General features: G+C 38.3%; 4 protein-coding genes. All 4 read right to left on the bottom strand.

The window, feature by feature from the left end; all coding sequences use genetic code 11:
• The coding region (locus ACFIL3_RS06650; protein ID WP_375681960.1) for an autotransporter outer membrane beta-barrel domain-containing protein at window positions 1-2,368 on the bottom strand (2,368 nt) is incomplete at its 3' end.
• 445 nt (window positions 2,369-2,813) lie between these two features.
• The gene (locus ACFIL3_RS06645; protein WP_375681959.1) at window positions 2,814-5,588 is read right to left on the bottom strand and encodes an autotransporter outer membrane beta-barrel domain-containing protein; all 2,775 of its coding nucleotides are present in this window, start codon (window positions 5,586-5,588) and stop codon (window positions 2,814-2,816) included.
• Between the two features lie 1,176 nt (window positions 5,589-6,764).
• A complete protein-coding gene (locus tag ACFIL3_RS06640; RefSeq protein WP_375681958.1) occupies window positions 6,765-9,887 on the bottom strand; it encodes an autotransporter outer membrane beta-barrel domain-containing protein in 3,123 nt (1,040 codons plus the stop codon).
• A gap of 676 nt (window positions 9,888-10,563) precedes the next feature.
• Window positions 10,564-15,120, bottom strand: coding sequence for an autotransporter outer membrane beta-barrel domain-containing protein (locus tag ACFIL3_RS06635; protein WP_404977459.1), 4,557 nt, complete (start codon window positions 15,118-15,120; stop codon window positions 10,564-10,566).
• Between the last annotated feature and the right edge of the window lie 1,326 nt (window positions 15,121-16,446).

The following is a 16,446-nucleotide window of genomic DNA, read 5'->3' as shown; positions in this document are numbered from 1 at the left end:
GAGTAACAACAAAAGGAGTGGGTGAAACAGATGGCGGAACAGAAGAACCAGATGCAACTGGGGAAACAACAGAAGGAGTGGGTGAAACATGCGGCGGAACAAGTGAACCAGATGCAACTGGGGAAACAACAGAAGGAATGGATGAAACAGATGACGGAACAGAAGAACCAGATGCAACTGGGGAAACAACAGAAGGAGTGGGTGAAACATGCGGCGGAACAAGTGAACCAGATGCAACTGGGGAAACAACAGAAGGAGTGGATGAAACAGATGACGGAACAGGTGAACCAGATGCAACTGGGGAAACAACAGAAGGAGTGGGTGAAACATGCGGCGGAACAGGTGAACCAGATGCAGGTGGAGAAACTGGATTAGATTCAGCAATAGCGGGAACAACAGGTGCAAGAGAGGAAAGAGGATTGGGGATCTCAAGTACAAAAACATCAGATACATTAGGTGTGGTCGTAAGATGGGAATCCCTATCAGGAGAATCTACAGGAGAAGAAAGACTTGGCTCCTGAGACTTTTGCTGAGAGTTAGAATCAATAGAACCATCCTCACCTCCAGTAATATTAGGATGAATTTTAGGAAAAGAAGGAATATCATCAGAAGAAGGGGGGACAACCAAATCAAGAACAGGAAAAACTTTAGTGGAATCAACAAATTGACTTTCAAGTCGGAAATCCCAAAATGTTCCAGAGTTTTTAAGCACTCTTTGATTGGAATCTGCCGCCCCTAAAGCAGAGCCTGGACCATAACTCTTAAGATGATACTGATAGGGGGAGGCTTCAAGTGTGACATACCCCCCCTTTAACTGAAAAGAATCTTCCATGGCTTTTCCATAAACCTGAATAATGGAAATCCCCTGATTATTACCACCATCTCCCGTCAATGCCCCTGGACTTCCAGGAATCTTATAAACATGAACTGTTGTTTTTCCTTCAAGATCACCATTGATTAAAAGCCGGTCAGTTTTTTGCTCTTGCAGAGTTCCGCCTTTATCCAAATATGCATTAAGATAAAGATTCACATCACCGTGCGCTTTATAGACAGTCCCAAATCCTTTTCCAATGAGAAGTGTCTGATAACCATTTGTTTTTTTAGATTTTAATTCTTCAAAAACAAGAGAACTATCCGTAAGATTAACCGATGAAATAGAAGAATAATCTTTTAACCTAGAACCAGAAGCATCAGAATTTTGCAATTTGTCATATTTTGGTCGCGATAAAATCCACTTTGAACCATTTTTTAAATCTATCTTAGCTGTAGAACTTTCATCAACATGTGCGCCTCCTACAAGGGTAGAAGCATCAGCCTCAATCTTTACATTAGAACGCTCAACAGCTTTCAGGAGTGAATCTCCAGAAATTTTTGAATGTTGTGAGAGTTTAACAGAACTTTCGAATTCGCGACTATAAATAGCCGTACTTTCTGGAGCCATAAAAGTTGTCTTTGTCACATGGACAGTCCCTTTTCCAGGTATAATTGTTTTTTTATCATTTAAGACAGCTTCCCAAAAAAAGTGCATACCATTAAATTCATTCCCTCTCACAAAAACATTGGAATATTTTATATGAGCAGCATTATGGTTATTCCCCTGCACTACAATGCCATGAACATTGTCGACATTAACGTTTCCCTTCTGGAAATTAAGAGAGCCTTTCCCCTGAAGCATACTAAAAGCAGAACCTTCACGATGATTATCTGTATTTGTTCCCTGTTTCCCCCTCCCAGTAATAGAAACGCCCTCTAAATTAATTTCTCCATCTCCTCCTGTTTGAACACCAATACCATCAGCAAAATCAATTTTTCCTCCTTTCATATAAATTTTTGCACCATTATGACTCAAAAGACCTATCGCATCAGAAGATGTCTTAATCTCTGTCTTGGTCAAAGAAACAAACGACCCTTTACCCCCAACACTGATCCCCATTCTGGTTGCTTTAATCACCCCATCCTGCATTTCAAAAGCTCCCTCATCATTAATATCGGCCCCTATCGACACGTTATTTAACATGGAATCAAATAGAGCAACGCCTCCCCCATTTGAGGACTTTACAGCTGTTGTCCAAGCGTTTGTTTCTGAATGTCCATGTGCATTCGAAACACCGTTAATGATTATAGCCTCTCCCTCAATGACTGTATTTTTCCCTGATGCCTCTATGGCAGCATAAGAACTTTCACCCGTAAGTTGATAAGTTTTCTTGGTAATTTCATGCGTTTTACCATCATTACAGCGATAAAATGAGGCACTTTCGTTACATGAATATGGCTTCTTCTCAGAAGAAATCTCACCTGCATCAGTATTGTATACAAAGAAAAAAATAACCGTTGTAAAATGATATAAAGAGAGATGATTTTTAAACATAATTTTCTACAAACTTTCTTCCCCTTCTCTAAAAACAAAAAACACGCGTTCTGTTTAATAACTTTGGTTGCGCGTGATAATTTAAAATACGTTTTGTGTTTTATATATCCACCCTATGTTTTATGTAAAGCCAAAATCCCAAAATATCACAATTTAAAATTGTATTATTTATAAAAACGCGTAAAAATATAGATAGAAATAAAAATTCCACCCCAAAGCAGTGCTTTCAAGAGAATTTAATAAAAATACACTAAAGGAAGAAAAACAGCATAAGAAGCAAAAACTGCAAACCAGAAAGCCTTATCTCGTTTCTAAAAAGAAACAAACTTGCTCATGCAAAAAAAACATTTTTTTAAAAAACTTATTTAAAAAGTTGCAAACAAATAATAAAAAACCACAAGCTATGCTTGTGGTTTTTTAAACAACTTACCTCAAGATGATCATCCTAAAAACGATAGCGCAATCCACCAGAAAAACTGATTCCAGAAAAACCACCTTTACTCAACTTATGCTGATAAACCAAATCACCATGAAGCGCAAATTTTTGAGACAAGCGAGCATTAAGACCTAATCCAGCCTCTAGAGAAGAACCAAAAGCCCCTAACTGGAAAGAATCTTTAAAGCGCACAGACCTTTCTTTTCCAAAATCATGGGCAAAATGAATCTTTCCATAAAAAGAAACATCACGATCTTTTTCAGACGCAGTAAGAGTCTTTATCAAGCGACCACCCATACGCACCATCAATTGATCAAGTTTATCCATCTCAATATTAAAATTATCAATATCGCGGGCCTCATTAAATTGAAGATGCTGATAAACAACCTGAACCTGTGGATCAAAAACAACACCTTCATATCCTGTGGCAATTTTCTGACCACTCATCAAGGAAACACTTAAAGGGTTACCCTTCAATGTTGCCGTTTTACCCCGCGCAGTTGTCAGAACATCTCCCTTAAACAGACCATAAGATAACAAACCATCAACATAGAATCCTACATCATGCTGCATACTTCCATAAACTGTAGCAGTCCATTTATCAAATGTACTTTTTTGGCTTTGTGCAACATCTCGAGGTTGTAGAGAAAGCTTTCCATAAAACCCCATCACCCCAAAGGATATAACACTGTCAACATTTTCAACAGTTTGTAGCAAAACACCTGTCTCTAGTGCATAGTACCCTAGATCTCCCCCATAACCATATTCAAGCGCAGATAAATCTGAGGCATAACGATAACTTCCACCATAGCCACGCAAAAATGAAGCAGAATTTTCATGAATTTGCAACATTCCACTAAGATTAGTCCGTACTATCTCCAACTGCTTGTTTTGATTGCTGATATCTATCAAACCAGCGTGGAACAAACTATTCGGCAAAAGTAGATAAGTTGGCACCTGAGGAACAACAGATCTTACACCTCGTTGAGACGGAGAAACATTTTCAATTTCAGAAAGACTATCTGTAGAAGACGCTGGAACAACATCACCAGAAGATTCGGGAATAATATCCTCAACAGAAGCACGTGCAGGAGGTGTACGTTGAGAAACCATAGGAGTTTCTCTATAATCAGCAGTTTGAACATATTCATTTTCTAAACGAAAATTCCAAAATGCTCCTCCGTTCAAAGCAAATCTCTGTTTAACATGCTCCTCCCCTCTAGTAACACTTGGGCCATAAGAACGAAGAACATATTTATAAGGCGCGCCATTTAATGCAACATACTGCCCATTCAGTTGAAAAGAGTCATACGATGCATCTCCATAAACTTGAATAATTGAAACACTATGCGCTTTTTCGTTTTTTTCTTCTAAACCTCCCGCAACCCCTTGTATATGGACTATAGTTCTTCCCTTAACGTCACCATGAATGAGAAGCCGATCCGTTACTTGATGATCACTTGTATCACTAGGATTTAAACGTGCATTCAAATGAATCCAAGCATCACCAAAAGCCTGATAAACAATACCTGTTCCTTTTCCAATATAAAGCGTTTGATATGCATGATTAGTACTGGACTTTGGTTTTTCAAAAGTAATGGAACTATTAGAAAGGTGTACCGATGAAATAAACGAAACACCTCTATAATTAGGATCTTGTAATTTTTTCTGTCTTGGTTGCAATAAAGCCCACTGTGAATTATTTCCCAAGATAAGGTCGACTTTAGAACTGTTATCAACCTGAGTTTGACCGACAAGTGCAGAAGCATCAGCAACAACCTCTATAGAAGAGTTACGATCAGCCTTCAGCAACAAATCCCCAAAAAGCTTTGTTTCCTTTAAAAATATTTTAGATTTTCCAGATTGACTGCTATAAACAGCTATACTATCTGGAACGACAAAACGCGTCTTTTTCAAATCAACGCGCAATGATTTTCCCTCTGACGAACCTTCTGATGCTGCCACACCTTCAAAGTGTATACCATAAAATGCATTACCTTTCACTGTAATATTGGAATCTCCAATATTAATCTGAGGAGCTTTATCTCCCTGCAATAAAAGCCCATGAGCATCAGTAACATCAACAGAACCTTTCATAAACTGAACATAACCATCTTCAGATATATGAAAAGCTGCCTGACGACCTGCATCCAGCCCTTGATCATCCTTGCCGGTACTCCCCTTGCCGGTAATAGAGACACCCTCTAAAATAAGATATCCTTTTTCTTCTGCTTTAACCCCAACTCTCCCTAGGCTAATTTGCGTATTCGTTAAATCAACACCACTTTGAGATTTTCCTCCAGCAAAAGCCCCCACTTTTATTGCATCAATTGATCCACCAGACATTACGATGAATCCACCTTGAGCTTCCACCCCCACTAAAACCCCACTCAACGTGGAATCGCTCAGAAAGACGCCCGCTTCTTCTGATACCTTTACTCCATATTTCCAAAAATTGTTTTCCGAGTTATTCTTTTCATCCAAAATACCCTTAACAGTTATATTCTTGCCACGAATAATTGTACCTTCCTTAGACGCCTCCATGGCTCCATGAACACCATTAACATTTTTATCCATTAACGAATAAACTTTATTATTAATTTCGTGCGCTCCACCATCAGAACACTGATAAAATGCTGCATTCTGATCACATGAAGACTGCTTTTTTCCAGAGATAACCTGAGATTCAGCATTGCGTGCAAAAACACCAACATTGTGTGTCAAAAAAAGAAGTGCCGTTGTAAAAGTACATAAGGAGAAGCGATTTTTAAATAGATTGACCATAATTCCACCATAATCCCCCCTCTTCTTACTAAGATCTATACATAACGTATCAAAAAACTTAACCAAAAGAAAAATATTTAATACGTTTAGGTTTTAATATCGTGAGTTTATTAATATTTTTTGTGTTTTATGTAAATATGGAATAAAAAAATTACTCGAAAATACAATCTAAATCTGTCGCTTTTACAAAGAATTTGCAAAAATATAACTGAAGAACGACAGAAAAATCACCTTTAACGTTGTTAGTCAAAAACACCCTTAGTCAGTTGACATGCATTAAGAACACCTACTTTAACTGCCGTCTAATCACCGCCAAAACGGATATAATCAACATCCTTACGATAATATTATATTGAAACAGTGTACACTCTGTAAGCAGACAAAACATATGCCAAAATTGAGAAACAAGAGTTCACATATGCCTTTTAGGCAATCTTCATGGTAAGACAGTCTAATAAAAAGTAGGAACGTGTAAAAATCAGTTCCGATTTTACCTTTTCCTTTTAATTCAACTTTACAATATTCAAAAACATTCAGAGCCATATTTTAAAAAGTGAAGATGACACATGACTTCATCTTTTTATTTATGCATTTAAAGAAAACACACTTTCAAAAAACAATACGTCATTATGTTTCTCATTCACCAATTTTCTCAGATATCTCTCATTTTTTCCATCCCCATTTCACAACGACAGCGGATATAATATCAAGTTCATCGGATACAGCCCTCATTGTGCCTGAGTAGCATCTTTGTCTTTGCTAATTTCTAATATTGTAAATCCTCTCCTCTTAATATAATTCCCCAAATTATATTGACTCCTTTCTTAAATGATTATCCACCTGCCAATTTTACATATAATAGACAAAGGAATGCTTTTTATGGATTCATCATAAAATCCTTGAAAATATTTCAGCACCCTAAATTAAAAATATCTTTATAAATCAAAATATTATAAATAATATAATAATCACTCTGAAATACGCGTTTTGAAACAATAACGTACAAACTCTTCAGACTTTTCAAAAAAATGAAAGAAGTCCAACCTAAAAGCATATTAAAGATATGCAAAGTCATACTCTCGTAAAAATGCTATAACACAAGATGAATAGATAATGAGAAAAGCCACAAGTACAACTTGTGGCTTTTTGAAAGATTAATCAAAAACAGGAACAACACTAGAAATGATAACGCAATCCACCTGAAAAACTCGTTCCAGAAAAACCAGCCTTCGTTAGTTTGTGCTGATAAACCAAATCGCCGTAAAGCGCAAATTTTTGAGACAATTGGGCATTAAAACCTAATCCTGTTTCTAATGAAGAACCAAAAGCACCTAGCTGGAAAGCATCTTTAAAATGCACAAATTGTTTTCCTTCAAAACCATGAGCAAGATGAAGCTTGCCATAGAAAGAAACAACCTGAGCCTCATCAGTAGCAACCAGCCTCTTTGTTAAACGCCCTCCAACACGCCCTACCCACTGATGAAGCTTTCCTAAATCAATATCAAAGCCATCCACATCACGCACCTTATTAAATTGAAGATATTGATAAACAACCTGAACTTGCGGATCAAAAACAAAACCGTCTTCCCCCACCATAAACGTTTTACCAGCAGTCAATGAAGCACTTAAAGGGAAACCCTTTAATGTTGCCGTCTTGCCACGTGCAGTTGTTAGAACATCACCTTTAAACAAGCCGTAAGACACAAGACCATCAACGTAAAAACCTGCATCATGCTGCATACCACCATATGCCGTAACTGACCATTTATCAAATGTACTTTTTTGACTCTGCTCAACATTCAAAGGTTGCAAAGAAAATCTCTCGTAAGCCCCGATAACTCCAAAAGAAGTGGAACCATACATATTTTCGATTGCTTTCAGCAAAACACCTGCCTCTAGTGCATTATAATCAAACTCGCCGCCATAACCATATTCAAGCGTGGAAAGATTTGAAGTATAACGATGATTGCCGCCATAACCGCTCACAAAAAAGAGAGGATTTTCACGACTTTCTAATAAGCCCCCAGAAGTAATTCGCAAAGCTTCTAACCGCTTATTTTGATTGTTAACATTCATCAAACCAATATGACGTAAGGCATTAGGCAAAAGGAGATAAGTCGGAACCTGCGGAACAACAGCCTTAACGCCCGGCTTAGGACGAGGATGAGGCTCCGGAGCTGGTTCTGGAGAAGGTTCTGGTCCCGGAATTGGCTTAGGAGAAGGATCTGGTTTAGGTTGAACATCAGAATCTATAGACCTACTTTCAAGGCGAAAATCCCAAAATTCCCCGTTACCTTCAACTAATCTCTGATCCATACTTGCTTTTCCAAACTCAGATTCTGGACCATAACTATAAAGCTTATACTGATAAGGTAATTCGTTTAAGGCTACATAACCACCTTCCAACTGAAAAGAATCTTGCTTTGCTTGTCCAGAAACCTGAATGACTGAAATACCTTCAGCATTCCCCCCCTTTCCCGTATATCCTCCTGGACTTCCTGCAACTCCATGCACTTGGAGCTTTGTTTTTCCCGAAACATCACCATGAATTAAAACACGATCCGTCTTTTGATGATTAAGAGCACCACCACTATTCAGATATGTATTAAGAGAAATAGAGGCACCATCCCGTACTCTATAAACTTCACCCTTTCCCTTTCCAATACGAAGGGTTTGATAATCATCAACAGAAGAAGATTCGTGTCTTTTAAAATTAATAGAACTCTCATCCATAAGACTCACGAGTGAAATAGAAGAATCATGTGCAGCCTCGTGTTGATCTTTTTGCAACGGTTGTTGTAAAATCCATTTAGAACGGCCTCCCAAATAAAGCTCAGCATTAGAGTCTTTATCAACGTGTGTGCGACCCTCAAGAGTAGAAGCATCCGCCAAAACTGTTATAGAAGCACCTTCCTCAGCTTTTAATAAAAAATTCCCTGAACGAAGAGTGCTGTGTACCAACCCCACCGCACCAGAAATCATGTTTTTACCATAAAGAGCCGCATCGTCTAAAACAGAAAACTCTGTTTTATCCAAATTAACAACTTCTAATCGTGGTGGAGCTTTTTCTTCCTCTGATGAAATTTCTTCTTTTTTATCCCCACCTTCACTCCATGGCTTCTCTCCCCGAAAATAGATACCATAAGATCCCTTACCATTTACGGTAACAGAAGAGGATTTCATATTAACTTCAGTCACAGGAATTTTTGAATCAGAATCCTCATTTGATAAATCTTTAACTTCCTGAAGAGGAATAGAATTGACTATATTTTCTAATAATATGCCATGGATACCCCCACCAGTACTAACAATATTACCCTCTAAATTAACAGCCCCCCCTAAATCCATATGCACAACCGCACGATCCTTACCTTTATCACCCTTCCCAGTAATTTTAACATTCTCGAGATTTACTTTTCCACCTAACATCGAAGAAATCCCATGGCTGTTCATAAAATCAACTGATCCACCTGACATCCAAATTTCTGAATGATCATAACTTAAAAGACTTGCATTCCCATTAGCTGTCTTAATTTCTGTATCCTCTAAAAGAACAAACGAATTCTCTGTTGCATCAACACCCTCATGACTTTCCTTAATTTTTCCATTTTTTACCTCAATCACTCCATCACTCGCACGAAGGGCTATAACTGTATTTTTGATAATCGGATCTTCCAAAACAATCTTACCGTTCTCTAATACATGCACCCCCACTAGAAAAGTTTTATCAGCAACTTGACTACTAACCGTTACATCCTCCCCGCGAACTTCTGTACCTATTCCTTTCACCGTTATAGCAGTAGGATCATCAGGATAGAAGGAAGCGTTCTCATTCGTAATCTTATAAGATTTATTATCAATTTTAGACTCCCCGCAATTATCGCATATATAATACAACCGATTATAGTAATAAAACCCAAGATTCACTCCTCTTCCATCAGAGTGCTCATTTTTAACCGTATTATCTACATTTTCCTTACGCCCATTCTCCCCAACTAATCCACTCAGCTTACGATAATCATTTCCCCCACGAATACCATCATCGTTATTGCCAACATTAATCATATTAGGAGGATAATAATTATCACCACTTTCTCCACTAAGAGGAAGCTTATGCTTATTACTCCCGCTAAGCTGAGGAGAAGAATTAGCAGAGACAACTGGAATAACCTTTATAACATAAGGTTTACTATCCTTCCCCTCTGCAGCCGCATACACTTCTCTTCCATTTTGAAGCAAAGAGAGGATAGCTGTTGTACAAGCACATAAACATACATGATTTCTAAAAACTTTAATCATAGTTCCCTCGAAACTTTCCTTCCCCTCTCATTAAAAACAAAAGCACTTACAAAACACCCCATTGCACACCTCAAAAATACGAAAAGTGTAACAAAAGAACATGCCTCATGCTCATCTGAACTGTGCAATGAATTATCCCAATAAATTTGGCAAAAGCTCTACGCCAAAACCACCTATAAGAGAACAATTGCAAAAACACACTTTATAAGTGTATAATGCATTCTGTATTTCGTGTAAAGAAAAAATAAAACCAGTGCGTGCAATTAATTAAAAACACAATCAAACCTTGTGAACTTTAAAAATTAATCCACAAGGAGATGAATGAAACAATGACTTAAATCAGTAGAAAACAAACTCTCAAAAACGAGCTTTAGAAAACATCAAATATTATATTAGATAATATCAATACAGTACCAAAAAGGATAACGTAACGCATACCGGTCTGCTGAACGCTTAAAAAGCCGATAAAAGCGAAGCACTCTATCGCATCAGTAGCAGCATAAATTTTAAGAAAATTCGCTTTAGCGAAGAAAAGTGCTCTCATGCATAAAACAAACTATGTCTTTTTTGCTTAATAAAGAAGACGAGATTTCTTAAGAACAACACAAGTTGTTATAAAGAAAAAAGGCAACACAATGTGCTGCCTTTTCTAAAAAGGTACATAGTGTACCTTATATTAAAACTGATAACGTACTCCTCCGGAAAAACTCGTTCCCGAAAAACCAGCCTTATTAAGCTTGTGTTGATAGAGAATATCAGCATGCAGAGAGAACTGTGGCAACAGTTTGGCATTAAAACCTAATCCAGCCTCTAGAGAAGAACCAAAAGCTCCTAACTTGAAAGCATCATTGAAATGCACAAACTGTTTTCCTTCAAAACCATGAGCAAGATAAAGCTTACCATAGAAAGCAATAGCATTCACGCCTTCAGAACCTGTAGGAATCTTGGTTAAGCGTCCACCAACACGTGCTACCCACTGATTAAGGTTACCCATTTCAATATCAAAATTGTCGATATCACGGGCTTTATTAAACTGGAGATGTTGATACACAACCTGAACCTGCGGATCAAAGACAAAGCCCTTATATCCTGTCATAATTGTCTGACCACCAGCTAAAGAAACACTCAAAGGATTACCTTTTAATGTTGCTGTTTTACCCCGTGCAAGGGTGAGAACATCACCTTTGAACAGACCATAGGATAAAAGACCGTCGACATAGAAGCCAACATTATGCTGCATGCTACCATATACCGTAGCAGTCCATTTATCAAATGCACTCTTCTGACTGTACTCAACATTCACAGGCTGCAAAGAAAGTTTTCCATAAGTTCCCATAATGCCAAAGGATATAGCACTGTCGGTATTTTCAATAGTTTGCAGCAGAACACCCGCCTCTACACCATTATAACTAAGATCGCCGTCATAACCATATTCAAGTGCGGACAGATCTGAAGCATAATGATAACTTCCACCATAGCCGCGCAAGTATAAAGCGGGATTTTCACGAACCTCTACCATTCCTGTAGAAGTCATCCGCAACGTCTCCAATTGCTTATTTTGATTGCTAATATCCATCAAACCAGCGTGGAATACACTATTAGGCAAGCTGAGATAAGTTGGAACCTGTGGAACAACAGACCTTACAAATTGTTCAGGAAGGGCAGCAGATCCAACAGACTTAACATACTGATTTTCTAAACGGAAATTCCAAAATTCTCCACCATCCTTAACAAATTTCTGCTGAACATCCTCCTGTTTCGAAGTCGCTTCTGGAGCATAAGCACGAAGGGTGTATTTGTAAGGTGAGTTTCTCAGTGCAACATAATTGCCATCGAGTTGGAAAGAGTCTTTCTTCGCTTGACCATAGACCTGAATAATTGAAACAGTATGAGCAATCTTGGCATTCGCTTTACCATCTCCTACATTGCCCGCATCACCTCGTACATGTATTTTTGTTTTTCCAGAAACATCACCATGAATGACAAGCCGATCAGTGACTTGCTGATCACTCGGATCACGAGGATTTAAACGTGCATTGAGATGAATTACAGCATTACCCTGTGCCGCATAAACAGTTCCTTTCCCATTTCCAATATGGAGAGTCTGATATTTTCCTTCAGATTCCGAAGGTGCAAAATCAATAGCACTATTTACAAGACTTACAGAAGAAATGCATGAATCCACACATCCTGAATCTAGAGTCCCCAAATTCCTCTGTGCACTTCTTTTTAGAATCCACTGTGAATTATTAACCAAGTCTAATTTTGCATAAGAATTTTTATCAACGCGAACACCGCCTGTAACAATAGAACTATCAACTGAAACCAACATGTTCGAATCATTCTCGGCTTTTAATAACAAGTCACCAGCAAGAGTTGTTTTATTTTCTAATAAAACACGACCACCAGAATTATTACCATAGATAGCTATACCATTTGCAACTTCAAAATCAGTTTTTTTCAACGAAACTGTCCCTGTTATGCCTATAGGCGTTTTTTCCTGTTTGGACACAGTACTCCGCTTAACAACATTTGTTTTCTCAGTTGTTAAATCCTGACTTCGATTTTGTTGACTCGTTTCCTTCTGTGTTCCCCCATCAAAATATATACCGTAGACTCCGTCACCTTCCACTTTAACAGCAGAAGACTCGATATTTACGTGATTCATAGTAGGACGAACGTCAGAGGATCTCCTTCTCCTAGAAGAACCCGTCTCAACAGCATCACCACTCTTCATAACCCACACAGCATGGGCATCAGTAACAACATTTCCGTTCTTAAAATCAACAGAAGCATTATCACTCACCAGAAAAGCTGCACGCTCTAAATTCTCTGCTGAATCTAACTTATTCTGCGCTTTTTTCGCAGTAATGCTAACTTTGTCTAACTTAACGCTGCCTCCAGATTCCGACCTTACTGCCACTCCTCTTTCAATAGCAATCTTTCCAGAGTCCATGGTTACCTCACCAGCCTGACTCACCAGACCAGCTGCAGCAAAATTCCCCGTCACGTTAATTTTTGTATCCTTTAAGTTAACAGACGATCCAGAACCTGCCAAAGCACCCACATAAAGCGCATCTACTGTTCCACCAATCATCTTAACTTTTCCGCCACTTTTAGCTTCAAGCCCAATTACAGAAGATTGAATTGTTGAGTTTTTATCCAAAACAATCTCTGCTTTTTCTTCTGCAAGCACAGCACTCACAAACTTTGATGGCGTAACACCAAAATTACTTCCTTTATCAGATTCTGCTCCAACAATAGTGGCAGTTTCTAACTTAACAACTGTATTACTCTTTGCATGCATAGAATGCTGAGTATCACCACGCGCCTTCAGTGTTTGTCCTGTTATCGTGTGTAATTTTCCATCGGCACAAGAATAAGCAACTTGCAATCTCTCCGCACCATTTTTCCCCATATCTCCACTACATTGAGAAGAACCACCTTCCTGCTTTATACCATTGGTTGATGTAACAGTATATACAACCCCAGGGTTTTGCGATTCAGATCTAAGTGTATTGGCTCCGCCAGTAGAAAGTAGAACACGCCCTACAGGTTTATCTCCCATCTCCTTAGATGCAGGCTTCTCTTGCTTAGACGCAGTAGAATTAACTAAGGAAGAAGAAGCCTTAGGCTTTCCAGTTTTTCCAGAAGTAGTAGGTTCTATAGTCTCTGAACTTCCTAACAAAGAAGACTGAGGAGCAGAAGGCTCAGCAGGAAGAACATCTAACGTAGAAGATGAAGTACCTTCTTCAGTTCCAGCGACTGACGAAATTCCAGCCAAAAGACCTAACTCCACATCAGAATCGCCTGTGTCAGACCTTCCAAGTCCAGAACTCTCCGGCGTAAAAGATTGAGGAGCAGAAGATATAACAGCCTGAGACGGAATTAATCCAACCTCTGTAATATCACTATTCACATCAACTGTATCAGTATCACTGTGGGTCACTGTAGCATTTTCTACTTCATTCTGACTATCTGTTCCATTAGGAGAAGCAATAAGAGAAGTATCTTCACTTCCATCAACAGTCTCCTCAGTTGTCAAAACTCTTAGTGAAGCAGATGGAGTATGTCCTTCTGATTCAGAAGTTGTAACAGGATTTCCAACAGATACATCAGCCTCTTCTACATCAGATCTTCCAAGTGTTTCAGGATTCCCTGGCAAAACAGAAGCAGTAACTTGATCAGGTACTAATGAAGAATCTAATCCTGAAGAACTATTTACCCCAGACAAAGTGCCTGCATCTTCAGATGACGAAACATCAAAAACAACAGGTCGCACAAAAGGTGTCTTAGGACTAATACGATTACGAGGTCCATGAGCTATACTTTGCCGCCTCTCACCATTTTCTAATTTACTTTCTAAGCTGAAAGTCCACACTACCTCAGGTCTATTTTCAGGTTTTCTTGGTCTACTGGAATATCTTATTGGACCAGAAGCACTATATTGCATTGGACCAGAAGCCCTAAGAACATATTGATAAGGTGATCCCTGCAATGTAACATATTCATTAGCAAGTTTAAAAGAATCTTCTTCTGCTTCTCCATAAACTTGAATAATTTGAAGAGAGGCAGGTTTTTTTCTATTTTCCTCCCGTCGATCTTGATTTTGTACACCTTGACGCTGAACTTTCGCTCCATTTTCTAATTGGCTATTTAAAGTGGTGATGACAGAAGTATCATTTACATACACCTTCGTTGTTCCAGAAACATCACCATGAATCAAAAGCTTATCAGACACAAGCTTAACATTATCTAAATTATCAGAAACAAAATTCACATTAACATAAAGCCTAGCATCTCCCTGAGCACGGAAACCCCTACCTAGAGTGTTTTCATCTCGTCTATTTCCAATTTGCAGTGTTTGATAACCTTCATCTTCACTTCTTGGAGGCAAAAATACAATATTACTATCTGAAAGATCTACAAACGAAAGCTTTGAATCTATATGATTTGTATTTCTCTCCGATTGTTTATGATGAATACTTTTTGTTAAATACAATCCTGAATGAGACAAATAAAGTGCAGCATTTGCATTCTCATCAACACGAGCTTCACCTATAATTGAAGATTTATGAGCATGCACTAACAGATTAGAATGAGCTTCAGCTTTTAAAAATAGATCACCCGAAAGAACACTACCCTCTCCTAAAATAACAGCACCATTTAAATCACCACCATAAATAGCTACACCGTCTGGAATTCTAAGAGTAGCTTTTTTTAAAAGAACCATCGGCATGCTCTCATTATCGTCGTAACTTCTTACGGTTACTTCTTCACCTGATTCTTTTTCATCTTCTGAAGATACCGTATTAAAATATATGCCATAAGAATCTTTCCCGGTTATTTGAATAGTTGATTCTTTAATATCAGCTTTAATCTTAAAATAATTTTTATTCTCCCTATCACCCGTAATACTTTGCATATATTGCAAAGCATTGCTATTACCTACAGTCCATCTTAGAGTAGAGAGAACATCTTCAGAAGCATCATCCATAACGTGATAAACATCATAGAGTGCATTCATTTCAAGCATATCATCTTTTGTATAAATAGAATCACCATTATCATTACGATCACCATTAGCATCAATAACAAAACGACTCGCCAAAACACCAGCTCCGAAAGCACGATCATCCATTGCACCGACTAAAAACTCGTCAATACCACGAGTAACCCACAAAACAACTGCATCAGAACTCTCAACTTTTCCTTTATTAAAAGAAATAGACCCCCCATCTGACAAGAAAATAAGATTTGGAGATTCTGTAGAATCAACAGAATCAACACTATTTCGCCCGCTTATCCCCTTTTTAATATTAATCTTAACCTCATCTAATTTTACAACCCCTTTATACCCTGCTACAACTCCCACCGCCCCTTTATCAAGATTAATCGATCCAGATTGCATCATAATTCCAGATCTACCAGAACTGTTCAACCCAACCCCAACTGCATAAAAATTCACTCCATCTAGAAAAACAAATGACGCAAAATCAGTAGAAGCTCCTATCTGACTATAATAGATCCCCCCACCTTTCATATGAATCCTTCCTTCGTTTTGTGCATCAACCCCGACTATAAATTCCTTAATACTTGAATTTTCTAGCTTAACTTTTGAATTAAGCGTTGCTAATACCCCCGCCCCCATTTTTGCATTAAGATAACCATTGAAATTTTTAGCATCATCATTTTCATTAGAACTCAAAATAACACTACCTTCTGGAAAAGCCTTCCCCCTAATAGACACTTTCTCTAACTCAACAGTTGTCCCTCGAACTAAATACAAGACTTCTTTATCACCTGCGGTATACACGTCTTTCTGAGTAACCTGTCCTGTTGCATGCATAGCATTATCGCCAAATTTCAACACACCAATAGTACTTCTCTTTAGTGTATGAGTCCCCCCATCAGAACAGATCACAGAGTTAAGGGTCTTAAAACTCCCATCAGAACATGAATTTGCACCAGAAGCAGGAGTATTAGTACCGGAGACACCACCAACGCCACCAGGAACACCGCCAACGCCAACGCCACCAGGGACACCGCCAACGCCAAC

Origin of the sequence: Bartonella sp. CE47NXGY (assembly GCF_042195415.1) — a bacterium.
Lineage (GTDB): Bacteria > Pseudomonadota > Alphaproteobacteria > Rhizobiales > Rhizobiaceae > Bartonella.
The sequence above is the reverse complement of the archived record's forward strand: the minus strand, read 5'-3'. Positions and strand labels throughout refer to the sequence as shown.

Excerpts from the sequence above, each read along its gene's own strand:
- ACFIL3_RS06640 (WP_375681958.1), bottom strand. The coding sequence starts at position 9,887 with ATGATTAAAGTTTTTAGAAATCATGTATGTTTATGTGCTTGTACAACA.
- ACFIL3_RS06645 (WP_375681959.1), bottom strand. The coding sequence starts at position 5,588 with ATGGTCAATCTATTTAAAAATCGCTTCTCCTTATGTACTTTTACAACG.
- ACFIL3_RS06635 (WP_404977459.1), bottom strand. The coding sequence starts at position 15,120 with ATGGTTCTTTTAAAAAAAGCTACTCTTAGAATTCCAGACGGTGTAGCT.